This is a genomic window from Pseudomonas sp. S2_B07 (assembly GCF_054668435.1).
Genome location: NZ_CP162769.1, coordinates 1,933,266 through 1,954,830, shown reverse-complemented (window position 1 = coordinate 1,954,830; position 21,565 = coordinate 1,933,266). Strand labels below are relative to the sequence as shown.

General features: G+C 60.3%; 23 protein-coding genes. 7 read left to right on the top strand and 16 right to left on the bottom strand.

The features are described from left to right. Positions 1-90 precede the first annotated feature (90 nt). The 5 genes from AB4N43_RS09125 to AB4N43_RS09105 form a co-directional block, all read right to left on the bottom strand. A complete protein-coding gene (locus tag AB4N43_RS09125) occupies positions 91-456 on the bottom strand; it encodes a DUF6124 family protein (RefSeq protein ID WP_460153817.1) in 366 nt (121 codons plus the stop codon). Between the two features lie 395 nt (positions 457-851). After that, positions 852-2,792 carry a cyclic di-GMP receptor LapD gene (gene lapD / locus AB4N43_RS09120; protein ID WP_027922282.1) on the bottom strand — a complete coding sequence of 647 codons (1,941 nt, stop codon included), beginning with the start codon at positions 2,790-2,792 and terminating at the stop codon, positions 852-854. Positions 2,793-2,814: 22 nt separating this feature from the next. Beyond that, entirely contained in the window at positions 2,815-3,522 is a 708-nt protein-coding gene (gene lapG, locus AB4N43_RS09115; RefSeq protein ID WP_027922283.1) for a cysteine protease LapG, read from the bottom strand. Between the two features lie 96 nt (positions 3,523-3,618). After that, positions 3,619-4,023: a YbaN family protein gene (locus AB4N43_RS09110; RefSeq protein ID WP_027922284.1), complete on the bottom strand. Its 405-nt coding sequence runs from the start codon at positions 4,021-4,023 to the stop codon at positions 3,619-3,621. A 10-nt stretch (positions 4,024-4,033) separates the two neighbouring features. Continuing rightward, positions 4,034-4,621: a UPF0149 family protein gene (locus tag AB4N43_RS09105; protein WP_027922285.1), complete on the bottom strand. Its 588-nt coding sequence runs from the start codon at positions 4,619-4,621 to the stop codon at positions 4,034-4,036. A gap of 410 nt (positions 4,622-5,031) precedes the next feature. Here AB4N43_RS09105 and recQ point away from each other — a divergent pair, with 410 nt between their 5' ends. The 4 genes from recQ (at position 5,032) to AB4N43_RS09085 (ending at position 9,914) form a co-directional block, all read left to right on the top strand. Beyond that, positions 5,032-7,158, top strand: coding sequence for a DNA helicase RecQ (gene recQ, locus AB4N43_RS09100; RefSeq protein ID WP_027922286.1), 2,127 nt, complete (start codon positions 5,032-5,034; stop codon positions 7,156-7,158). Between the two features lie 119 nt (positions 7,159-7,277). Continuing rightward, positions 7,278-7,712: a MarR family transcriptional regulator gene (locus AB4N43_RS09095; protein WP_027922287.1), complete on the top strand. Its 435-nt coding sequence runs from the start codon at positions 7,278-7,280 to the stop codon at positions 7,710-7,712. Between the two features lie 127 nt (positions 7,713-7,839). Continuing rightward, positions 7,840-9,582 carry a FimV/HubP family polar landmark protein gene (locus tag AB4N43_RS09090; protein WP_460153814.1) on the top strand — a complete coding sequence of 581 codons (1,743 nt, stop codon included), beginning with the start codon at positions 7,840-7,842 and terminating at the stop codon, positions 9,580-9,582. 44 nt (positions 9,583-9,626) lie between these two features. Beyond that, complete coding sequence (locus tag AB4N43_RS09085) at positions 9,627-9,914, top strand: Rdx family protein (protein ID WP_027922289.1); 288 nt, start codon at positions 9,627-9,629, stop codon at positions 9,912-9,914. Here the strand turns inward: AB4N43_RS09085 and AB4N43_RS09080 are convergent. Together AB4N43_RS09080 and AB4N43_RS09075 are read right to left on the bottom strand one after the other, a co-directional pair. Continuing rightward, a complete protein-coding gene (locus AB4N43_RS09080) occupies positions 9,908-10,801 on the bottom strand; it encodes a DMT family transporter (protein WP_460153812.1) in 894 nt (297 codons plus the stop codon). The two genes, AB4N43_RS09085 and AB4N43_RS09080, sit on opposite strands and share 7 nt — an antisense overlap. Before the next feature lie 223 nt (positions 10,802-11,024). Then, the gene (locus AB4N43_RS09075) at positions 11,025-11,783 is read right to left on the bottom strand and encodes a helix-turn-helix transcriptional regulator (protein WP_027922291.1); all 759 of its coding nucleotides are present in this window, start codon (positions 11,781-11,783) and stop codon (positions 11,025-11,027) included. Between the two features lie 129 nt (positions 11,784-11,912). Between AB4N43_RS09075 and AB4N43_RS09070 the strand changes: the two genes are divergently transcribed. Next, positions 11,913-12,728, top strand: coding sequence for a UDP-2,3-diacylglucosamine diphosphatase (locus tag AB4N43_RS09070; protein ID WP_027922292.1), 816 nt, complete (start codon positions 11,913-11,915; stop codon positions 12,726-12,728). A gap of 136 nt (positions 12,729-12,864) precedes the next feature. On the opposite strand, the gene AB4N43_RS09065 is transcribed toward AB4N43_RS09070, so the two are convergent. Both AB4N43_RS09065 and AB4N43_RS09060 read right to left on the bottom strand, forming a co-directional pair. After that, on the bottom strand, positions 12,865-13,455 hold the full coding sequence (locus tag AB4N43_RS09065) for an HD domain-containing protein (RefSeq protein WP_059181402.1): 591 nt from the start codon (positions 13,453-13,455) through the stop codon (positions 12,865-12,867). A 29-nt stretch (positions 13,456-13,484) separates the two neighbouring features. Continuing rightward, positions 13,485-13,796, bottom strand: coding sequence for an Mpo1-like protein (locus tag AB4N43_RS09060; RefSeq protein ID WP_027922294.1), 312 nt, complete (start codon positions 13,794-13,796; stop codon positions 13,485-13,487). Between the two features lie 163 nt (positions 13,797-13,959). On the opposite strand from AB4N43_RS09060, the gene AB4N43_RS09055 reads away from it, so the two are divergent. Then, positions 13,960-15,021, top strand: a complete 1,062-nt coding sequence (locus tag AB4N43_RS09055; RefSeq protein ID WP_081743913.1) for an AraC family transcriptional regulator — start codon at positions 13,960-13,962, stop codon at positions 15,019-15,021. Here the strand turns inward: AB4N43_RS09055 and AB4N43_RS09050 are convergent. Next, entirely contained in the window at positions 14,978-16,432 is a 1,455-nt protein-coding gene (locus AB4N43_RS09050; protein ID WP_027922296.1) for a TrkH family potassium uptake protein, read from the bottom strand. The two genes, AB4N43_RS09055 and AB4N43_RS09050, sit on opposite strands and share 44 nt — an antisense overlap. 121 nt (positions 16,433-16,553) lie before the next feature. Between AB4N43_RS09050 and AB4N43_RS09045 the strand changes: the two genes are divergently transcribed. Further along, positions 16,554-17,120: a nitroreductase family protein gene (locus AB4N43_RS09045; RefSeq protein ID WP_027922297.1), complete on the top strand. Its 567-nt coding sequence runs from the start codon at positions 16,554-16,556 to the stop codon at positions 17,118-17,120. 97 nt (positions 17,121-17,217) lie between these two features. On the opposite strand, the gene AB4N43_RS09040 is transcribed toward AB4N43_RS09045, so the two are convergent. The 6 genes from AB4N43_RS09040 to AB4N43_RS09015 all read right to left on the bottom strand — a co-directional run bounded on the left by AB4N43_RS09040 (position 17,218) and on the right by AB4N43_RS09015 (position 21,506). Further along, the gene (locus tag AB4N43_RS09040; protein ID WP_059181399.1) at positions 17,218-18,558 is read right to left on the bottom strand and encodes a sensor histidine kinase; all 1,341 of its coding nucleotides are present in this window, start codon (positions 18,556-18,558) and stop codon (positions 17,218-17,220) included. 169 nt (positions 18,559-18,727) lie between these two features. Beyond that, positions 18,728-19,177: a Spy/CpxP family protein refolding chaperone gene (locus tag AB4N43_RS09035; protein WP_027922299.1), complete on the bottom strand. Its 450-nt coding sequence runs from the start codon at positions 19,175-19,177 to the stop codon at positions 18,728-18,730. A 210-nt stretch (positions 19,178-19,387) separates the two neighbouring features. Continuing rightward, a complete protein-coding gene (locus AB4N43_RS09030) occupies positions 19,388-20,065 on the bottom strand; it encodes a response regulator transcription factor (RefSeq protein ID WP_027922300.1) in 678 nt (225 codons plus the stop codon). A gap of 7 nt (positions 20,066-20,072) precedes the next feature. Beyond that, positions 20,073-20,486: a translation initiation factor 2 gene (locus AB4N43_RS09025; RefSeq protein ID WP_027922301.1), complete on the bottom strand. Its 414-nt coding sequence runs from the start codon at positions 20,484-20,486 to the stop codon at positions 20,073-20,075. Positions 20,487-20,608: 122 nt separating this feature from the next. Continuing rightward, positions 20,609-20,908: a YciI family protein gene (locus tag AB4N43_RS09020; RefSeq protein ID WP_027922302.1), complete on the bottom strand. Its 300-nt coding sequence runs from the start codon at positions 20,906-20,908 to the stop codon at positions 20,609-20,611. Between the two features lies 1 nt (position 20,909). Next, positions 20,910-21,506, bottom strand: coding sequence for a septation protein A (locus AB4N43_RS09015; RefSeq protein WP_194939839.1), 597 nt, complete (start codon positions 21,504-21,506; stop codon positions 20,910-20,912). Positions 21,507-21,565 lie beyond the last annotated feature (59 nt).

The window sequence follows — 21,565 nt, the reverse complement described above, 5'->3', positions numbered from 1 at the left end:
GGTTTTTTTGTTGTCTGTGAGAAAGCAATCGCGAGCAACCACCACAAACCTCTACTACCAACCCGGTCATTGTGGCGAGGGGGCGGAGAGTTAGCCGTGCGGATCGACGTTATCGAGCATCCGGTTCACCGCCAACTCACCCAGCATGACCGAGTGTTGAATCCCCAGCAGCGTGTGGCGCTGCGGGCCATTCAACTGTCCCGCGAAATCACTCAACATCACACTCGCTGACGCCAACGTCTCACAGGCATTCACCAGCAGGGTTTCGTTATCGGTGTCGGGCCCGACGAAGTAGATCGTGCTGGGTTTGCGCGGGGTGTCTTTGGGAATGACCGGTTTGAGATAGTAGTCGAGGGCGCGGTCGGCGGCGTTGTTGAGCTTTTTGGGATCGGTGGATTCGTAGGGGGAAACGTCGTCGGTGTCGGTTTCTGGTGGGTTGGGTGTGATTTTGAACATGGTGAAGCGCCTATACCTGATGGAGCCACCAGAACCTGTCGCTAAACAAGTAAGGGTGGCGGCTGTTCGCAGGTTAGCGAACCGAGAGGTATAAGACCCGGCAGACCCGAGGGTCTCCCGCGCACAGCCGCCATATCGAAACTGCAGACGTTCGCCTGCAGTAAGACTGAAGTGTTGCGCTTATACCTGGTCGGGTCGCTAAACCCGATCGCTGATTGGCAGCGATGCGGAAACGATAAAGATCAGGGTCAAAGCACACAAGCCGGCGGATTCTGACGTAGCCATAGGCTACGGCGCAAGGATGCGTAGCCGGAGTGAGTGTCTGGAAGTGTTTTTTTAAACATCGCTGTTTATTCCGCATCGGATGTCGGCAGTAAGACGAGCGGTCGAACCCTTCACATCGGCTCCGGCGGCCCAATCAACCGCCCCATCACCCCAAACAACCCCAGCTCGCGAATCACCTCCAACTCCCCCTGCGTCTCGACCATCTCCGCAATCAACGGCAGATCAATGCTGTTGGTCGCGCGGAAAATAGCATCGATAAACAGCCGCTTGTCAGGCTGCACATCAATGCGGCGGATGTACGCGCCATCGATTTTCAGATACGCCAACCCGAGCTGCGTCAGGTTGCCGATCTGGCTGAAGCTGCCACCAAAGTGCTGCAAGCCGAGGCCATAACCGGTATCGAGCAGGCTATGGCTCAGGCGCTGCAGTTCTTCGGGCGGCGGCAACTGGCGTTCGTCGATTTCCAGGGTCAGCAGCGGTGCCAGTTCCGGCAGCGAATCAAGCAAGTCGATGATGTGTCGCAGCGGCGCCGGGTCGCGCAGGGTGCTGCCGGACAGGCTCAACGCCAGGGGCCAGCGGTTGACGACGAGGTAGTCGAGGGTCGCTTCGAGCATCGCCAGGTCAAACCGCGCTGACCAGCCGAGGCGCTCGATCCACGGCAGGAAATGCCCGGCGGCAATGGCTTCGCCGTTGGGGTCGAGCAGGCGCGCAAGGACTTTGTGATGCAGCACCTGGCTGGTGTCGGCGCATTGCACCACAGGTTGGAAATACAGCTGCAGTTTGCCGTGGGTCAGGGCGTCGTCGATCCAGGCGCGCCAGTCATGTTGGGAGTGGTTGTTCGCGGTGGCAGTGTCGGCCAGATGCACCCACGGCCGCTCGGGATGTTGCCGGGCTTGCGTCAGCGCCTGATCGAGACGCAGCAGCACGTCGCTGGCCGGTTCGCCGGGGTGGTAGGGGACGATGCCCAAATGCGCCACCGGCATGCAATCACTGGCGCCGGTCAGGCGCAGGTTCTCCAACGTTGCACTGATTTCCGAGGCCAGGCGCTCGGCGTCGGCGCCATCCAGGCCCGGCGTCAGCAGGCTGAACTCACCGCCGCGGTTGCGTGCCGCCAGCCAGGTCCGACGTTCCGGCAAATGCGTCAGGCGCTTGAGCAGCTCGCCGACGGCGCTGATCAACGCGTCGGTGCGTTGACCACCCAGACGCTGGTTGAGGCCGATCAGGTCGTTGACTCGCAGCATCAGCAAATGGCCGGTGCTGCTCTGTTCGCTGATCAACAGATGATCGGCCAGTTGTTCATCCAGCAAACGGCGATTGGCCAGGCCCGTGAGGCTGTCCTGATAGGACTCGGCCCGCAGTTTTTCACTGCGCGTGGCTTCTTCGGCGAACAGCGCCTTGAGCTTCTCGACCATCTGGTTCATGGCCAGTACCACGCGGCGCAATTCCGGAGTGCGCGGCAGTTTTGGCAGGCTCAGGAACTCGCGTTTGCTGATGGCCTCGGCCTGTTTGACCATTTTGTCGAGCGGGCGCAATTGCCGACGCAACAGCCAACCGCCGAATATCGCGCTGAGCAACCCACAGACCAACAGCCAGAGCAGGCTGCCAAGGGTACTGTCCCAGAGTTTGGCCAGGGCAAATTGCGGATTGCTCAACACTTCGACCCGGGCCACCTGTTCCCAGCCGCGCATGATCAGCGCGTCGCCGCCTTCGGGGCGCAGGTTGACGAGCCTGACGAACCAGCCTGGAACGCCGTCGATTTTTGCGGGGGCGCTGCGTTCCACCAACACCTGTTCGTCGACGATGTTGACGACGCGAATGCTGCGGAAGTAGCCGCTGTCATAAATCGAGCTGACCATCAACTCGATCATGGCCGGGTCGTCGATCTGCGCGGTCAGCGACAGACCCAGTGCGGTGGCGGCGTCCTGGGCATGCGAGCGCAACTGGCCGAGCATCTGTTCGCGGGAGCTTTCCAGACTGACAAAAAAACTGCCGCTGAAGGCCACCAGCAGGAACAGGCAAATGGCGAGAAACAACTGTTTGCGCAGTGACATAAAACGCTCCTTGCTATAACGGCTAGCCGTCGCCCACGGCGAATCCTTCGGCTTGCATCTTTTTCAACACGTCTTGCCAGCGCGACAGCTTTTTTGTGTCGCCGCTGCGTTTGCCGCCGTTGGCACCGGGCAAGTACAGGCCTTCGGCGTTGAAGGCGTACACCGGCAACAGGTCTTTACGCTGGGACGCGGGGCGGATTTCGCCGATCAGGTTATCCAGCACCAGCGGTTCGGCCGTGGGGCTGCTGTAGAAGGTCAACACCATGTGCGCCTGGTTTTGGGCCAGGGCCTTGACGTAGGTGATGCGCAGTTTTTCGCTGGGAACGCCGAGGTAGCGCAGGCTGAAATACTTTGCCAGCGCGTAGTCTTCACAGTCGGCGGCGCCCTTGATCAGCGATTCTTCTGGCGTGGCCCAGTAATCGGTCTGATGCCAGATGCGCATGTCATCCTGAAAATTCAGCTGCTGATTGAAGAACTGATTGACCGCATTCAGTTGCTCGCGCTCGGGTTGCTTGAGTTCGCTTTTGAGCATTTGACTCCAGGCCTCGACTCTTCCCTTGGCGGGGCCGAGAGGGCCATAGCGCTTTTCGGCGGTTTGCAGAATCTGCGCAAAGTCCCAGTCGGCAAGGACACTGCCCAACCCTGTCAGTAGAAAACTGGACAACAGCAACCAGCCGCCGAGCCGAAGTCGGAGCGTTGACCATCCTGGACTACGCGGACGACGTGACATGTCTGGCTGCTCGCGTGCAGATGACTGAAGTCTAGGCGGTGTTTTGGGCGAGGATGGACAAATTGTCGGGTGGGTACACGGACCTGCACGGACCTGCTACAGGGATCGAGGTTTTTGCAGGGTTTTTTGCTTGAGGATGTAGATCGTGACGAGCACGGCGCTGGTCAGCATGAAGCCGCGCGCCCACGGCAGGGGCACCAGGTAGCAGGAGAACAGGATGCTCACCCACATCAGCCCGATGGCGTAGACCTTGCCTTTGAGGGGGATGCCGTTGCCGTCAAGGTAGTCGCGAATCCACGGGCCCAGCCATGGATGCTCCACCAGCCACTGATAAAAACGCGGCGAACTGCGGGCGAAGCACGCAGCGGCCAGCAACAGAAAGGGCGTGGTGGGCAAAACCGGCAGGAAAATCCCGATCACCCCCAGCGCTACGCTCAGCCAGCCGATGGCCAGCAGCACGTAACGCAACATCAGGGAGCGGTTGCCTATGGGGTTGTCCATAGGCAAGACCTTAGTGATGACGTGGCTTGAGGATCGCCGGTTTTTCGTCTGGCGCGTTGCACAGCAGGTACAGCGCGGTCAGGGCTTCCGGGATCTGTACGATCATGTCGTCCATCAGGTTGGCATCTTTGGCGATGTCTTCGAACTCTGGCTGTTCGTCGAACAGTCCCGAACCGACCATGATCGGCAGGAGCATTTCGCTGACTTCGTCTTCGGCGGTTTCGAACCAGGCGGCTTCGCGCAGGAACACGCCTTCCATGAAACCGATGCACCAGCCGCGCAGGTCGGAGTCATCCGGATCTTCGCCCAGGTCCAGCTCGCACGGCAGCTCGAACTCTTCATCGGACGCCAGTTGGCGGGCGATGTGAGCCTTGAGGGCCAGCAGGGTGGATTCGATGGCTTCACGCTCGGTGTCATCGGCGTAGTGCGGCTCTTCGGCGAAGAGGGCGTCGATCCATTCGCGGTCCGGTACTTCTTCGGAGCAGATCGACAGCGCAGTGAGGTAGCCGTGGGCGGCCACGTAGTCCAGCGCCTCGTCATGCAGTTCGTCGGCGTCGAGGAAGACTTGCAAACGGGTTAGTTGCTCAGCGAAGGACATTAAAGGGCTACCTTGGGAAATAAACAGATGCGGGAATTCTAGGCCTTCTTGAGCGCTCAGGCCAGCCGCGCGGCATATTTGCAGCCTCAGAACACCGCATTCCCTATAGGAGTGAGCCTGCTCGCGATAACGGTGCCACATTCAACATCAATGTTGACTGACCCACCGACATCGCCGGCAAGCCGGTCTCACTCCCCTACAGGGTTCTTTGTTGCATTGGGTTGATGTGTCTTATCAGCGGTGCCCTGCGCAAGGGAGGGCTCGGGTATACTCGCGCGTTTTGTGATGCCCTGCTGGCGTCGCGGCTGGAATGTGAAGCGTCATGCAACGCGCACTTACGATTTGTCAGTGCAGCGTGCGTGGTTCTGAACCAGCCTTGCAGGGATGTTTTTGTGATTTTTGGAGTTTTTATGCTCGAACAGGCTCAACGCGTCCTCAAGGACATCTTCGGCTACGACAGTTTTCGTGGCCGTCAGGGTGCAATCATTGAGCGCGTGGCCAGTGGTGGCGACGCCCTGGTACTGATGCCTACCGGTGGCGGCAAATCCTTGTGTTTCCAGGTGCCGGCGCTGTTGCGCGAAGGCCTGGCCGTGGTGGTGTCGCCGCTGATCGCACTGATGGACGACCAGGTCGCCACCCTCGAAGAGCTGGGCGTCGCGGCCGCAGCCTTGAACTCGACGCTGAGCGCCGAACAACAGCGCGATCTGGCGGCCCGCATCAAGCGCGGCGAAGTGAAGATGCTCTACCTCGCGCCCGAGCGTCTGGTCCAGCCGCGCATGCTGGCCTTCCTGCAAAGCCTTGAAATCGCCCTGTTCGCCATCGACGAAGCGCACTGCGTGTCGCAATGGGGCCATGACTTCCGTCGCGAATACCTGCAACTGGGGCAGTTGGCGGAGTTATTCCCGAACGTTCCGCGCATCGCCCTGACCGCCACGGCCGACAAGCGTACCCGCGAAGAAATCGTCGAGCGCCTGCATCTGCAAGACGCCGAACGCTTCCTGTCGAGTTTCGACCGCCCAAATATTTTCTACCGCATCGTGCCCAAGGAGCAGCCGCGCAAGCAGTTGCTCGCGTTCCTTGCCGAGCGGCGCAGCGATGCCGGTATTGTTTACTGCCTGTCGCGCAAGAAAGTCGACGAAGTGGCGGTGTTCCTCAGCGAACAAGGCTTCCCGGCGCTGCCGTATCACGCGGGTCTGCCCAACGAAACCCGGGCCCATCACCAGAAGCGCTTCCTTAACGAGGAAGGCCTGATCATGGTTGCCACCGTGGCGTTCGGCATGGGCATCGACAAACCCAACGTGCGCTTTGTCGCTCACCTCGATTTGCCAAAATCCCTTGAGGCCTATTACCAGGAAACCGGTCGCGGTGGCCGTGACGGTCTGCCAGCAGACGCCTGGATGGCCTACGGCCTGCAAGACGTGGTGATGCTCAAGCAAATGTTGCAGAACTCCGAAGGCGACGAGCGCCACAAGCGTCTGGAACAGCACAAGCTCGACGCGATGCTCTCGCTCTGTGAAGAAACCCGCTGCCGTCGCCAGACATTGCTGGCCTACTTCGACGAAGACATGCCCGAGCCGTGCGGCCATTGCGACAACTGTGTCGACGGCGTGCAGACCTGGGACGCCACCGAGCCGGCCCGTCAGGCGCTCTCGGCGATTTACCGCACCGGCCAGCGTTATGGTGTCGGGCATCTGGTCGACGTGTTGCTGGGCAAGGACAACGAAAAAATCCGCAGCATTGGTCATCAGCATCTTTCAGTGTTCGGGGTCGGCAAGGCGATGGGCGAGAGCGAATGGCGCTCCCTGTTCCGACAGCTGGTGGCCCGTGGGCTGGCCGACATCGACCTCGAAGGCTATGGCGGCCTGCGCCTGAGCGACACCTGCCGGCCGCTGCTCAAGGGTGAAGTGACCCTGGAGCTGCGCCGCGACCTCAAGCCGCAAACCACCGCGAAAAGCAGCAAGAGCCAGGCGAGCCAACTGGTGCGTGGCGAAGAGCGCGAGCAGTGGGAGGCGCTCCGTGCCTTGCGGCGCAAACTGGCCGAAGAACATGGCGTGCCACCGTACGTCATCTTCCCCGATTCGACGTTGCTGGAAATGCTCCGCAGCCAGCCGACGTCGCTGGCAGAAATGGCCACGGTCAGTGGTGTCGGTGCACGCAAGCTCGAGCGTTACGGCGAGGCCTTCCTCGAAGTGCTGGGCGGTCAGGTCGAGGCACCGAAAGTCGTGGCCGACGTGCGCCACGAACTGATCACCCTGGCTCGCGCCGGCATGACCCCGGTGCAAATCGCCGGTCAGCTGCAATGCTCGGAAAAGAACGTCTACACCATGCTCGCCGAAGCGATTGGCAAGCAGCAGCTGTCTTTGGAACAAGCGCTGGACTTGCCGGAAGAATTGATGGGCGAAGTCCAGGATGCGTTCCTCGACGGCGAAGGTGAATTGCCAGCGGTTTCTGAGATCGCTGCCCTGTTTGCCGGGCGAGTGCCGGAAGGCGTTTTGTACTGCGTGCGTGCCGCCCTGCAATCGGAATTTGAGGTTTGAGTGGCCCTGTAGGTTGATGTAACGATTCACTACAGACCAAACCTTGCCTCCAGCCAACGGCCATGCTTAGCTGACTAATAATTAGTTTTAATTAATTTCAGTCTAATCATGAGTGTTTTATGCCGTTAACCGATCAACACCGCTTTGGCATGCAACTGGCCCAGATGTCGCGTGGCTGGCGTGCCGAACTGGACCGCCGTCTCGCCGGGCTGGGATTGTCCCAGGCACGCTGGCTGGTGCTGCTGCACCTGGCCCGTTTCGAGGAAGCCCCGACCCAACGTGAGCTGGCGCAAAGCGTCGGTGTCGAAGGGCCGACGCTGGCCCGTTTGCTCGACAGCCTTGAATCCCAGGGCCTGGTACAGCGCCAAGCTGTTCTGGAAGACCGTCGGGCGAAAAAAATTGTCCTCTGCGCGCCGGCCCGTCCCCTGATCGAACAAATTGAAACCATTGCCACGCAACTGCGCCACGAATTGTTCGCGGGCGTCGATGAGGCGGATCTGAAGGTGTGCATGCGGGTTCACGGGCACATTCTGGCCAACCTGGAAAAATCTTGAGGCATAACCACCCGCCAGACTTTTGAGATACCCCGTTGGGCAGACTATAAAGAACTACTAGGCAATATCGTGTTCGTACCGGATGTGCAAACACGCATAGGTTGGTTCTGTTCTCTAAGGGATGCTCATGCTTGAGAGTTGGCGGTTGGTTTTACGGTGTGGCGTCAGGTCGTTTCTGGTCAGTGGCGCTATCACCTACTCGGCATTGGCACCTGCGCTGGGTTTGGGGGACATCACGCTCCACTCCGCGCTGAACCAGCCGTTGAGTGCCGACATCGCCCTGGTGGATGTCGGTGGTCTGGAGGAGGGCGAGTTGTCCGTCAGCCTGGCGACGGCGGATGAATTCAGCCGTGCCGGCGTCGAGCGGGTGTTCTTCCTCAACAATCTGAAGTTCACCCCGATCCTGCGAGGCAATCGCAACCTGATCCGGGTGACCTCCACCAAAGCGGTCAAAGAACCTTTCCTGAATTTCGTGGTGCAGCTCAATCAGCCCAACGGGCGCTTGCTGCGCGAATACACGGTACTGATTGATCCGCCGGGCACCCCGGGGATTGAACCCGCCGCTGATGAGCCGGTTGGCGAACCCCAGCCTTCTGCATTTCCGGTCGTCAAACCGGCCAGTCCGCCAGTTGCACCTGCGAAGAACCCCGCTCCCCCGCAACCGGCCGTCACGCCTGTGAGTGATCCCGTTGTGGCCGAGCAACTGGCCGCCGCTGTCCTGCAAAACCAGCAACTGCAAAAAACCATCGATGAGTTGAAGGCGAAGCTGGCGGCTCAGGATGAGCAGATCGCCGGTCAGAAAAAGCAGATCACCGAACTGCAGACCCAATTGGCCGACGTCAGACAAACGCCAGCCGAGCCCGCTGCGCCGACGGCGGTCGTGCCCGCGCCTGTGGTTGTCGAGGAAGCGACCCATTGGCAATTGATCATCGGCCTGCTGGCACTGGTGGCGTTGGTGCTGCTCGGGTTGTTCCTTCGTCATCGACGTCAGCAGGTCGCGGCCTTGCCCGAGGCAACCCCCGATTTGCCGTCACGGCAGGAGCCGATGCTTGATCCTGCTGTGCAACCGTTAGTCCAAAAGACCCTGCTCAAACCGGCGTCCGATCATCGTGAAGAAACCTCAGCGGGTGATGTGCTGGAAGGGGTCGGCATCTACCTGACGTATGGCCGGTTTTCCGAAGCCGCTGCCATGTTGCGAGAGGCGCTGATGAAAGAGCCTGAGCGCACGGAGCTGGCGGTGCAGCTGCTGGAGGTGCTCGGCAAACAAGGCAATGTGACGGCCTATGACGCGCAGGAAAGCAGCCTGCGCGACGCCGGGTTCGACCCGCAAAAACTACAGGACATCCGCGCCAGCCATCCGAAACTGAGCAGTGCCGCACCCGTGGTGGCCGCGCCCGTAGTCGCACCGGCGGAAGCTGTGCCCAACGATGAATTCCAGTTGAACCTGGATGAGTTATCGATGGATTCAAATTGGGATCTGGTCAGCCCTTTTGACAGCCCACCGGCTTGCGCCAAACCGTCGGACGAGCTGACCTTCACCTCGAACCTGCACGTGTTGCCCGAGGTGTACGAACTGCCCGGCGAATCGTCGCAGCAAGCGCCCGAACTGGAATGGGACCCCGTGCCTGACACGCCATCACTGGATGACGACTTCCTCGACGAATTCAGCGAGGCGCCTCAGTCGCTGCACCTTGAACCGCTGAGCCTGGCCCCGGCGGCGCCATCCAACGCCGGCAAACTGGAACAAGCGCAGACCTGCATCGACGATGGCGACCTGGATCGCGCGATCACGCTGCTCAACGAATTGCTCAAGGACGGCGACGAACCGCTCAAGCAGACCGCCCGCAGTCTGTTGGCCGGTATCGGCTGAGGCTCTATGATGGCTGCGCTCCCAGACTCAGAGACTTGCCTGTCATGACCGCGCACAAACCGGAAATCATCATCACCTATTGCACGCAATGCCAATGGCTGTTGCGTGCCGCCTGGCTTGCTCAGGAACTGCTCAGCACCTTCGGTGATGACCTGGGCAAAGTGTCGCTGGTGCCCGGCACCGGTGGGGTGTTCCATATTTTTTGTGACGACGTGCAACTCTGGGAGCGTAAGGGCGATGGCGGTTTTCCCGAGGCCAAGGTGCTCAAGCAGCGAGTCCGCGATCAGATCGATCCGGACCGCGACCTGGGCCACAACGATCGCACTCAGTGAGACGCCGCTTCCGCCGCCACGGTTTTTTTGCTTGAACCACCGGACAGCCGGCTGGAAACCACGATCGCCACAATGATCAGCGCGCCGCCGATCAGCATCCGCAACGTCGGGTTTTCATTGAACAGCAGCCAGGCCATGGTGATCCCGTAAACGGGTTCCAGGGCGAACACCACCGCCGCCGTGCGGGCCTTGATCACCGCCAGGCTGGCGACGAACAGACTGTGGGCGACGCCGGTGCAGAACACCCCGAGCAGACTGATCCACAGCCAATCGATGCCACGCACTTCGCTCAACTGCGGTACCGCCACGGGCAGCAGGCACAGCGCGACCACCACGTTTTGACACAGCGCGGCCTGTACCGGCGGGATCCGTCCGGAACTGGCCCGGTTGGTCAGCGACAGCAGGGCAAACAACAACCCGGAACCGACGGCCCATAGCAGACCGGTGGTCGCGCCGCTCGCCAGATCGAAGTCCGGTGTGACCAACACCAGCCCGACACTGACCAATACCACCAGCAGGATTTCATTGGCGCGAATCCGCTCGCGGAAGATCAGCCCTTCGAGGATCACGGTAAACGCCGGGAAACTGGCAAAGCCCAAGGTCGCAATCGCCACGCCCGCGACTTTCACCGCAATAAAAAAACTCACCCAATGTCCGGCCAGCAGCAAACCGCTGAGCAGCAGGCGGCGCCAATCCACGGCTTCAAGTTTCTGCCAACGGGTGTTGCTGGCGAAACGCGCGAAAACCGCGAGTGCCAGCACCGCAAACGCAGCGCGGCCAAAGACGATGACAGCGGGGGACGCGGCGGCGAGTTTGCCGAACACACCGGTCAGGCCAAACATTAATGCGCCGATATGCAGGGCGCCAAGGGCGGAACGGGGAGTCATTGCAATCCTTGATAAACGAGTAAACCAAACCGACAGAAACTACGGATTTGTAGCAGCTGGCGCAGCCTGCGTCCGACTGCGGAGCGGTCGTAAAACCTGAAAACGCGGTGTATCAGACACATTGCATTTGTCCCGATGGCGACCGCTTCGCAGTCGGACGCAGGCTTCGCCAGCTGCTACATTTAATCGCGTGATGCGCGGTTTTTCTGTCGTCAGACTCGCCTCATTTGTCGCCAGCCTCGCGCCGCAGTTTGCCGGGAGAGGCGCCAAACTCGCGCAACACTGCGGCGGCGAAGGCGCTCTGTGAGCTGTAGCCGACCCGACTGGCAATCTCGCCGATGGGCAATGGCGAATCCCGCAGCAACCCCACCGCAATATGCAGCCGTCGACTGCGGATATAGTCCATCGGCGTCTGCCCGCATTCAGCCACAAACCGTGCGTGCAACCGGGCGCTGGACAACCCGGCGACACCGGCCAGGTCCGCCACTTGCAACGGATAAGCTGCATGCTGATCGATGTGCGCATTCATCGCTGCATACGGCAGGCGTCGTCCGCCCACGCTGGCTGGTTTGGCGTTGTTGAGGCTGGCCAATAACAGCACCGCGCCTTGTTGCGCGATCAACGGATCGTGGACCTGACTGCTCGCCAACCAACTGACCAATTGGCTCTGCCCGGCATCCAGCGGCAAGCGTCCAGCGTTGTCGAGCAGACGGCGACTGGCCTCGGCGTGATCGCCCAGCGACTGTGAAATCCATTGATCGCTCGGCACATCCAGCACCAGGCAGCGGCTGCCATTGCTGCTGCCGCAGGCGTGATGGAAACCGGACGGCACCACCACGAAACTCTGCTGCACCACCTGACTGCCACGCCCGTCGACTTCGAAATCCAGCGCGCCCGACAGCCCGAACACCAGTTGGGCGTGGTCGTGGCTGTGGACGATCAGGTCGTGGGTGTACTGGCGTAGTGTGAGGATCGGTCGCATCACCGCTCTCCTGGGCAAGATGGGGCCAGTCTACACCGGCCGGTTGCTGTCACAGGAATGACTCACCCCTGTCATGACCGATTAACCCGACCGGCGCAAGCTTGGAAAAACAATCGCAGAGGGTTGCCCATGACCAGCGCCGAGCTCGCCAAACCCAGTCGTAAGCAACGTGTGCGGACCTTGTGGATTTCAGATGTGCATCTGGGCACTCGAGACTGCCAGGCCGAGCACCTGTCGCAGTTTCTCAAGGGCTACCACGCGGACAAGATTTACCTGGTCGGCGACATCATCGATGGCTGGAAACTGCGCGGCGGCATGTACTGGCCCCAGGCGCACACCAACGTCATTCGTCGCTTGCTGACCATGAGCAAGCGCGGCACCGAAGTGATCTACGTCACCGGCAACCACGACGAGTTCCTGCGTCGTTACTCCAAGCTGATCCTGGGCAACATCCAGTTGGTCGACGAAGCCGTGCACGTCACCGCCGACGGCCGTCATCTGCTGGTGATCCACGGCGATCAGTTCGATGTCATCACCCGTTATCACCGCTGGCTGGCCTTCCTCGGGGACTCGGCCTACGAGTTCACCCTGACCCTCAACCGCTGGCTCAACCACTGGCGCGCCCGCTATGGCTACGGCTATTGGTCGTTGTCGGCGTACCTCAAGCACAAGGTTAAGACAGCAGTCAGCTTCATCAGCGATTTCGAGGAAGCCATCGCCCACGAATGCGTGAAGCGCGAGTTACATGGCGTGGTGTGCGGGCACATCCACCATGCCGAGATTCGCAAGGTGGGCGAGGTGGATTACCTCAATTGCGGGGATTGGGTGGAGTCGTGTACGGCGCTGATCGAGCATTGGGACGGGTCGATCGAGTTGTATCGGCTGGCGGATGCGCAGGCGCGTGAGGCGGAGTTGAAGGCGCTGAAGGTTGCCGAGCCGGCCTGAAATTTGCGGTGACTGGGCTGGGGCCTCATCGCGAGCAGGCTCACTCCTGCATTGAACTGAGTCTGCCTTGAGAACGCGGTCAACTGTAGGAGTGAGCCTGCTCGCGATGGACCGCGCAGCGGTCCCCTGAGGTGTATCAGGCCGGCGAATATTCTTCCATCGCCGCCTTGTAGATCGAGTTCTTCGGCTGCGCAAACAACCGTTCCATCATTGGCATAAAGAAACTCAACGGCAGCGTGTCATAGGCCGGGTCAAAGGCCGCCGCATCGTATTTGGCACAGAACTCGACGGTGGCCTGATACTGCGGATGGTCCTTGAACTGCTCGCGCAGGTGCCGATCCATGCCCAAATGGTGGAAAAAGTAATAGCCTTGGAAAATCCCGTGTTTCTCCACCATCCACAGATTCTCGGCGCTGACGAACGGCTTGAGAATCGCCGCGGCAATGTCCGGATGGTTGTAGGAACCCAAAGTGTCACCGATGTCATGCAGCAACGCGCACACCACATATTCCTCATCACGGCCATCGCGCCAGGCGCGACTGGCGGTTTGCAGGGAGTGGGTGAGACGGTCCACCGGGAAGCCACCAAAATCGCCCTCCAGCAACTTCAGGTGCGCCACAATCCTTGAAGGCAATTGTTTCGCGTAGGCACTGAAGTCGGCGGCGATGATCGCCCAGTCTTCCCGGGTGCCATCCTTCATGTGGGTGAAACGGGCGTTGGCATTCATTGACTCTTCTCTCTTCGTGTTCACGACGCTTAAAACGGCACGCGACCCAGGATCATGTCGCGGTACATGACGAAGTCACCGAGCAGGCTATAAAGAGGATGCTGGAAGGTCGCAGGCCGATTCTTCTCGAAGAAAAAATGCCCGGCCCAGGCGAAGCTGTAACCCGCCAGCGGCAGGGCCCACAGCAGCAGCCACGCGCCTTTGCCGATGGTCAGGGCGAGAATGAAGATGACCAGTGTCGTGCCGATGAAGTGCAGTCGTCGGCAAGTGCTGTCACTGTGCTCGCTGAGGTAATACGGGTAGAACTCAGCAAAGCTGTTGAAACGTTTGATGTTTTCCACGACAGCGATCTCTGTGGTTGTTGTTCTGATTGCAAGATGTTCTGCGGGTAGCTTATTTGAGTCTAGAGTGATCATTGGCATCAGCCAGTGACAATAGGCGCCACTTTAGTATCCTTCGAAAACTAGCCGCGTCAGACGGCTCACTGAACAGTAAGCAAACGCCATGAGCGAACGAACGACTTCTGCAAGCTGGGCGATGGGGATTGTCAAAGCACTGGAGATGGACGGCCTGGATTGCCGGGCACTGTTCAAGCAGCTAGGGCTCGACTACGCCTCACTGGATGATCCGGATGCGCGTTTTCCGCAAGATTCCATGACGCGACTGTGGCAGCGCGCGGTCGAGCTGTCCGGCAACCCGGCGATCGGCCTGAACATGGGCAAGGTGGTGCGACCGGCGTCTTTCCATGTCGCCGGTTACGCCCTGATGTCCAGTCAGACCCTGGCCGAAGGCTTTCAGCGGCTGGTGCGCTATCAGCGGATCATTGCCGAAAGTGCCGACCTGAGTTTCCGTCTGCTGGATGAAGGTTATGCGCTGATTCTGACGGTCCACGGCGACCACTTGCCGCCGACCCGGCAAAGTGCCGAGGCGTCACTGGCCTGTGCGCTGGCATTGTGCGGCTGGTTGACCGGGCGGACCTTGCAACCGCTCAAGGTGCTGTTACAGGGCGATCAACCTGTCGACCTCGAACCCTATAAACAAGCCTTTCATGCGCCGTTGCTGTTCAACGCGCCTTACGACGCGTTGATCTTCGAACGTGCCGACATGGAAGCACCATTGCCGACCGCCAATGAAGCAATGGCGCTGTTGCATGACCGGTTTGCCGGCGAGTACCTGGCGCGGTTTTCCGAGAGCCGTGTGACGCACAAGGCGCGACAGGTATTGTGCCGTTTGCTGCCCCAAGGCGAACCCAAGCGCGATACCGTGGCGCAGACGCTGCACCTTTCACAACGCACCTTGCAGCGACGCTTGCAGGAAGAGGGCACCAGTTTCCAGGCCTTGCTCGATGACACCCGGCGCGAATTGGCCGAGCAGTACCTGGCCCAGCCCACCATGACCCTGCTGGAAATTGCCTACCTGCTGGGGTTCGCTGACCCGAGCAATTTCTTCCGCGCGTTCCGCCGTTGGTTTGATGCGACCCCCGGCGAGTACCGGGCGCACATGACCGAAGCGGCGGCGCAGGTCAGTGGCGCCAGAACGCAGGAATGCACAGAACAAACACCGTAATGATCTCCAGTCGGCCGAGCAGCATGCCAAACGACAGAATCCACTTGGCGGCGTCCGGCAACGACGAAAAGTTACCCGACGGCCCGATGGTCGGCCCCAACCCCGGCCCGACACCGGACACGGTACTGGCCGCGCCGGTCAGGGCAGTCATCCAGTCCACGCCGAGCAGTGAGAGCAGCAACGCGATGACGCAGATGGTGATGGCAAAGAAGAACGAAAAGGTCAGGATCGAACGCACGATTTCTTCGTCGAGACGGTGACCGTTGTACTTCTGCTTGATCACCGCGCGCGGGTGAATCAATTGGTTAAGGTTGGCCTTGAGCAGGATATAGGCGACCTGGAAGCGGAAAATCTTGATCCCGCCGGCCGTCGAGCCTGAGCAGCCGCCGACAAAGCCCAGGTAAAAGAACAGCATCAGCGAGAAATTGCCCCACAGGCTGTAATCCCCCAGCGCAAAACCGGTGGTGGTGACCACCGATGTCACGTTAAACGCCACGTGCCGCAAGGCTTCGAGCCAATGCAGTTGGGTGGTCCACCAGTACCAGGTGCCAAGCACCAGCCAGGTCACCAGCAACATGCCGAGCATCCCTTGAACCTGTTGATCCTTGATCAAGGCCCGACGGTTGCCGCGCAAGGTTGCGACGTACAGGGTGAAGGGCAGGCTGCCGAGAATCATGATGACAATCGCCACCCAGTGCACCGCCGGCTGCGTCCATTTGGCCAGCGACTGGTCCGAGGTGGAAAACCCGCCAGTGGAGATCGCTGACATCGCGTGGTTGATCGCATCAAACAGGCTCATCCCGGCCCACCAGAGCGCGAGGCTGCCGATGATGGTGATGCCGACATAAGCCGCCACGATCAGACGCGCCACCATGTGCGAGCGAGGCATGACCTTTTCCGAACGGTCCGAGGACTCGGTCTGGAACAGGCGCATGCCACCGATGCGCAGCAACGGCAGAATCGCCACCGCCATGCCGATAAAACCGATGCCGCCGAGCCAGTGCAGCAGCGAACGCCAGATCAGGATGCCGGGTGACATGGAGTCCAGGCCGCTGAGGACCGTCGAACCGGTGGCGGTGATGCCGGACATGCTTTCAAAGATCGCGTCGGTGAAGCTGACATGTTGAGCCAGCATAAAAGGCAGTGAGGCGAAGAGGCAGACCACCAGCCAACTGCTGACGGTCAACAGGTACATGTCCCGTGGACGCAGGTGGATGTGTTCGGGGCGACCAGGGATAACCATCGCCAGGCCGGCGACGAAGGTAATCATGCTCGACCACAGGAACGAGGGGAGCTCGTGGGTGCGCTCGAAAATCACCAGGGTCGCCATGGGCACGACCATGGCAATGGCCAGCGTAATCAGGAAGATGCCGATGATAAAACCAATAATCCGTAAGGTCGGCAACGCCATGAAATCCGCTCGGGCTGTGGTGGGAGTGGGCGCCATTCTACCTGCGGGGCAGGGCATGTAAACCGACGCCGCTTGCGCACTTGCAGCTAGAATAGCCAAACATTTTTTCAGGAGGTGGCCGATGCAGGCTCTCGACGCTTTGCTCAACCGTGTTTCCGTTCCACGACTGCTTGACCCGGCACCGACTGCGGCGCAACGCGAAGTCCTGTTTGGCGCCGCCATGCGCGCCCCGGACCATGGTCATTTGCAGCCTTGGCGCTTCCTGACCGTCGAGGGCGCGGCGCGCGAGCAAATGGGCGAATTGCTGGCCGAAGCGGCGAAGTTGCAAGACAGCGAGGTGTCGGAGGCGGCGCTGGACAAGGCGCGCAACGGCCCGCTGCGCGCACCGTTGGTGGTGGTGGTGATTGCGCGGGTGCAGGATCACGTCAAGTACCCGAAATCCGAGCAACTGCTGGCCGCAGGCTGTGCAGCGCACGGAATTTTGCTGGCGGCGTATGCGCAAGGGATTGGCGCGGTATGGCGTACCGGTGAACTGGCCTACTCGGCGCATGTGGCCAAAGGGCTGGGGTTGGCGGAAGGGGAAGAGGTGATTGCGTTCCTTTACCTGGGCACACCGCAAAAAGAACCGCGTGTGGCCGAAAAAGCCGACCTCGCCGAGTTCGTCAGCGCGTGGCCTGCCAAGTCCTGAAGATCAAAAGAATCGCAGCCTCGTTTCACTCGACAGCTGCTACAGGTGCACACAGACCTCTGTAGCAGCTGTCGAGTGAAACGAGGCTGCGTGCTTTTTACGGTTGGACGACCGCCCCTGGCACCAGCGGCAATTCCAGACTGGCCACAAACCCGCCCTGCGGATGATTGGCCAGTACCAGACTCCCGCCATGACGTTCTGCCGCGCGGCGCGCGATCGCCAAACCCAGGCCATGCCCGGCGGCCGTTTGCCCTGGAGCTCGATAAAACGGCTCACCCAACTGATTCAAATGCTCGGTGTTCACGCCCGGTCCATGGTCACGCACGCTGACCACAATGCGCTCACCCTGACGCACGGCCTTCATTTCAATCGACTGCCCCACCGGATTAAAGCGCTGGGCGTTGCGCAGCAGATTGTCGACGGCGCGCTCGATCATCGTCGGCCAGCCCTTGAGGTTCAGTTGCGGTTCTGCCTCAAGACTTACGTTCTGTTCCGGTGAACTCAGTTGCGCATCCTTTTGCAGCGTATGAAGCAACGCGTTCAGGTCGACCTCTTCGGCACTGGCGTTGTCGGCGTCGACCCGCGCCAGTACGAGGATTTCGCTGATCAACGCTTCCAGCCGGTCGCATTCGCGGGTCAGGCGCGGCCAGAGTTTTTCCCGTTCTTCAGGGTTGGCCCGTTCCGCCAATGCCAGGGCAATGCGCAGTCGAGCGAGCGGGGAGCGCAATTCATGCGACACATCGCGCAGCAACTGCCGCTGACTGCCGATCAAGCTTTGCAGGCGTGAGCCCATGCGGTTGAAATCGTTGGCCAGCACGCCAAACTCATCGCGCCGGTTGGCCAGTTTCACCAGACTGTTCTGCTGATAAGTGGTTTGTCCCAGGTCATGCACGGCGCTGCGCAAACGGCTGAGCGGGCGGGTAATCGACAGGGTGACGAACAGGCTGAACAAGGTCAGCACCACCAACGCGATGCCCAGCGCACTCAACGGCCACAGCAGGCTTTCGCGGTGCCAGGAATCCAGTTCCGGGTGCGGAATGCGATAGATCAGCAGGTAGGTGTCGCCGGTTTTCTCGCTGGTGTATTCCGCAGTCAAACGACGCCATGGCAGGCGCCGGTCATCGTTGTTCTGCCGCGCTTCGAACGCGGCTGCGCGACGCGGAAAGGTCCCACGGACGACCGGGTCGCCGCTTTCGTTCAACACCTGAACGTCGATGTGATATTGACGTTTGCGCTGTTCCAGAATGTTTTGGGCGGCTTCTTCGCCCTGGGATTCGTAGGTTTGCGTCCACTCTTGCGCGAGGGTATTGAGGCCTGGATGGCGACTGAGGATCCACGCGTCCTGATTGAGCATGTGCCCCAGCAGAATGGAGAGCCCTGCCACCAGAGCGATGGCCAGCCAGAAGCTGGCCAGGATACGCCAGAACAATGAACGCACAGAAAATCCTCAAGCTGACGCAAGATCCTTGTAGGAGCGAGGCTTGCCCGCGAAGGCGATTTAACATTCAACATCTCTGTTGATTATGAAATCGCCTTCGCGGGCAAGCCTCGCTTCTGCAGTGGTAACAGACCCAACGGGGTTGGCCGTTGGGTCCGGGGTCAGCGCATTATTGCGCTTTTTGCGGTTGTTGCGCTTTCCAGGCCTTGAACTCGGCCCACTCGGCGCGACGCTCAGCCTGCTTTTTCTGGATCTCGTCGAATTTCTTCTGTTGATCCGGTTTCAGCACGGCGCGTACATCGGCTTCGGCTTTCTGATGCTTGGCGGTCATTTCGTCTTTCAGGGCTTTCTGGTCGGCTGGCGAGAGTTTCTCCAGGTACTTGTCGACCAGTTGCTTACGCTCGTGCATCTGCTCGCCCATGATCTTGCGGATCTGCTCGCGCTGTTCGCGGCTCAGGTCAAGCTGACTGTACGGGCCTTTACCGTGCATGCCGTGCATCTGACCGCCGTGGTGCGAGCCATCCATCGGCCCATCCATCGGGCCGGTGCCCTCAGGCATGGCCATGGCAACGGTCGGCAAAGCGGCGGCGAACATCAGAGCGATAAGAGTCTTGCGCATGGTGAATCTCCTTGTCTCGTTCCCGGTACGTTCCGGATGAGTACAGATTACGCAGATCAAGGTCAGCGGCGGTCAGCGGAGCGTAAAGCTTGGGTAAAGACGATTTCCCGCCGACCTGACACTTCCACCACCTTTTGGACACACATGGCCCATGTGGCAGCTGTCGAGCCTGCGAGGCTCGACAGCTGCTGCAGGGAATCGCGTTCGGGATTAGAGGCTGTAGTAGTAACCACGGCTGCGCAGCGCAACGATGCGCGGGCGGCCGTCGGGGTGCGGGCCGATTTTCTTGCGCAGGTTACTGACGTGCATGTCCAGGCTGCGGTCGTACAGGGTCAGCTTGCGGCCGAGGGCGATTTGCGCCAGTTCCTGTTTGTCCAGCGGCTCGCCGGGTTGCTTGAGCAGGGCTTCAAGCAGACGGCTTTCGGAGACGGTGAGGGTGAATTCCTGTTCATCGATGCTGACCACGCCGCGCACCGGGCTGAAACACAGGTCGCCCAGTTCCAGCTGGCTTGACACTGCCGCCGGATGGCTGCGACGCAACACCGCGCGCAGGCGGGCTGTCAGTTCCCGTGGGTCGCAGGGTTTGGCCAGGTAATCGTCGGCGCCCAGTTCCAGGCCGAGGATGCGGTCCAGTGGCTCGCCGCGTGCCGACAGCATCAGCACCGGCAGGTCCGGGTGATCGCTGCGCAATTGCTTGAGCAGCTCCAGACCGCTGCCGTCGGGCAGCATCACGTCCAGCACCACGGCGGCGGGAGAGGTTTCGGCCAACGCGCGGCGGGCACTCTGGCCATCGTGGCAGGCACGGACCTGAAAGCCTTCCTGGCTCAACCAACTGCTCAGGAGCTCGCACAGCTCCTGGTCATCATCAATTAGTAACAGCTCGCTCATGAATCACTCAATTTAGCCATTGCCGACGTTTTCTGGTGGCACCACTGGCGAAGATACCGCAGAGCAGGGCCAATAGCGCTACTCCACCGCCGATAACAAACCATTGCTGCTGATCAGTCAGCAGACGTGGCAACGGGCTACTGGCCTGCGCTTCCTTGAGTTGCAGCTTGAGGCGCTGATTCTCTTGGCGCAACCGGCTCAGTTGAGCGCTTTCGCGTTCGGCATCGGTATTTTGCAGTTGCTTGCTCAATTCTTCCCGTTGCTGCTCGCTGACCTTCAAGCGTTGCTGCAACTCGCTAATCTGGCTGCCGGCGCTCAGGGACAAAGGCGTCGAATTAGCGCCCTCGGCGCTTTCTTCACCGTGGGCCGGGGCCATGATCGACAACGTCACCAACAACAGACACAACGGACCCTTGCGCATCGCGACTCCTGATTCCAATCGAGTGATTGGGCAGGTTGTCGGCAGGCAAACAAGAATAATGAGCGTTGAGAGCGCGATGAACCGACAAGGTTCAACGCGCGGGGGGCATTTGTGGGGGAGAGTTACGGCAGGACTTGCTTGAACGGCTTGACTGAAACGTTGGCGTAGACGCCTGCAGCGATATACGGGTCGGCGTCGGCCCAGGCCTGTGCGGCGCTCAGGGAGTCGAATTCGGCGACGATCAGGCTGCCGGTGAAACCCGCAGCGCCCGGATCATTGCTGTCGACCGCCGGGTGCGGACCGGCCAATACGATGCGGCCTTCGCCCTTGAGCACTTGCAGGCGCTCAAGGTGGGCAGGGCGCGCGGACAGTCGGGCTTGCAGCGAGTTGGCGACGTCTGTGGCAATGATTGCGTAGAGCATGTCAGTCCTCGGTTTTTGGCGTAGTGGTGTCGGTGTCGTGCAGGTGGCGGGACAGGTAAATGCCCTGGCCGACCAGGAACAGCAGCGTCATGCCCAGGCTGCCGAAGACTTTGAAGTCGACCCAGTAGTCCTGAAAGGTGAACGCGACGAACAGGTTGGCGGCGCCGCAAAACAGGAAAAAAGCGATCCAGGCGATGTTCAGGCGCGTCCAGACGGGCTCTGGCAGGGTCAGTGCATGGCCCATGATGCGCTTGATCAAAAGGCTGTCACCGACGAAGTGGCTGCCAATGAACGCGAGGGCAAACAACCAGTTCACTACCGGCGCTTTCCACTTGAGGAAGGTTTCGCTGTGGAACGCCAGGGTCAGGCTACCGAAGACCAGGCAGGCAATGAGGGTCAGCCACTGGCTCTTCTCAAGCTTGCGCTGCTTGATGAACAGCGCGCCGTAAACCACCAGCGAGCTGATGATCAACATCGCGGTGGCGCTGTAGATACCGCCTACAGTCAATTCATAACCGCCGATGTCGACGACCCGTGGGTCCAGTTTGAAGACGATGAAAAACAGCAGAAGCGGGATGAAATCGATGAATTGTTTCACAGTGGCAGCCAGAAGCAGGATGTGGCGGCATAATAACAAACATATGGGCGCGCGATAGC

What these genes read in the sequence shown, in the direction of transcription:
- AB4N43_RS09125 (WP_460153817.1), bottom strand. Translation starts at nt 456, where the DNA reads ATGTTCAAAATCACACCCAACCCACCAGAAACCGACACCGACGACGTT.
- lapD (WP_027922282.1), bottom strand. Translation starts at nt 2,792, where the DNA reads ATGTCACTGCGCAAACAGTTGTTTCTCGCCATTTGCCTGTTCCTGCTG.
- lapG (WP_027922283.1), bottom strand. Translation starts at nt 3,522, where the DNA reads ATGTCACGTCGTCCGCGTAGTCCAGGATGGTCAACGCTCCGACTTCGG.
- AB4N43_RS09110 (WP_027922284.1), bottom strand. Translation starts at nt 4,023, where the DNA reads ATGGACAACCCCATAGGCAACCGCTCCCTGATGTTGCGTTACGTGCTG.
- AB4N43_RS09105 (WP_027922285.1), bottom strand. Translation starts at nt 4,621, where the DNA reads ATGTCCTTCGCTGAGCAACTAACCCGTTTGCAAGTCTTCCTCGACGCC.
- recQ (WP_027922286.1), top strand. Translation starts at nt 5,032, where the DNA reads ATGCTCGAACAGGCTCAACGCGTCCTCAAGGACATCTTCGGCTACGAC.
- AB4N43_RS09095 (WP_027922287.1), top strand. Translation starts at nt 7,278, where the DNA reads ATGCCGTTAACCGATCAACACCGCTTTGGCATGCAACTGGCCCAGATG.
- AB4N43_RS09090 (WP_460153814.1), top strand. Translation starts at nt 7,840, where the DNA reads ATGCTTGAGAGTTGGCGGTTGGTTTTACGGTGTGGCGTCAGGTCGTTT.
- AB4N43_RS09085 (WP_027922289.1), top strand. Translation starts at nt 9,627, where the DNA reads ATGACCGCGCACAAACCGGAAATCATCATCACCTATTGCACGCAATGC.
- AB4N43_RS09080 (WP_460153812.1), bottom strand. Translation starts at nt 10,801, where the DNA reads ATGACTCCCCGTTCCGCCCTTGGCGCCCTGCATATCGGCGCATTAATG.
- AB4N43_RS09075 (WP_027922291.1), bottom strand. Translation starts at nt 11,783, where the DNA reads ATGCGACCGATCCTCACACTACGCCAGTACACCCACGACCTGATCGTC.
- AB4N43_RS09070 (WP_027922292.1), top strand. Translation starts at nt 11,913, where the DNA reads ATGACCAGCGCCGAGCTCGCCAAACCCAGTCGTAAGCAACGTGTGCGG.
- AB4N43_RS09065 (WP_059181402.1), bottom strand. Translation starts at nt 13,455, where the DNA reads ATGAATGCCAACGCCCGTTTCACCCACATGAAGGATGGCACCCGGGAA.
- AB4N43_RS09055 (WP_081743913.1), top strand. Translation starts at nt 13,960, where the DNA reads ATGAGCGAACGAACGACTTCTGCAAGCTGGGCGATGGGGATTGTCAAA.
- AB4N43_RS09050 (WP_027922296.1), bottom strand. Translation starts at nt 16,432, where the DNA reads ATGGCGTTGCCGACCTTACGGATTATTGGTTTTATCATCGGCATCTTC.
- AB4N43_RS09045 (WP_027922297.1), top strand. Translation starts at nt 16,554, where the DNA reads ATGCAGGCTCTCGACGCTTTGCTCAACCGTGTTTCCGTTCCACGACTG.
- AB4N43_RS09035 (WP_027922299.1), bottom strand. Translation starts at nt 19,177, where the DNA reads ATGCGCAAGACTCTTATCGCTCTGATGTTCGCCGCCGCTTTGCCGACC.
- AB4N43_RS09030 (WP_027922300.1), bottom strand. Translation starts at nt 20,065, where the DNA reads ATGAGCGAGCTGTTACTAATTGATGATGACCAGGAGCTGTGCGAGCTC.
- AB4N43_RS09025 (WP_027922301.1), bottom strand. Translation starts at nt 20,486, where the DNA reads ATGCGCAAGGGTCCGTTGTGTCTGTTGTTGGTGACGTTGTCGATCATG.
- AB4N43_RS09020 (WP_027922302.1), bottom strand. Translation starts at nt 20,908, where the DNA reads ATGCTCTACGCAATCATTGCCACAGACGTCGCCAACTCGCTGCAAGCC.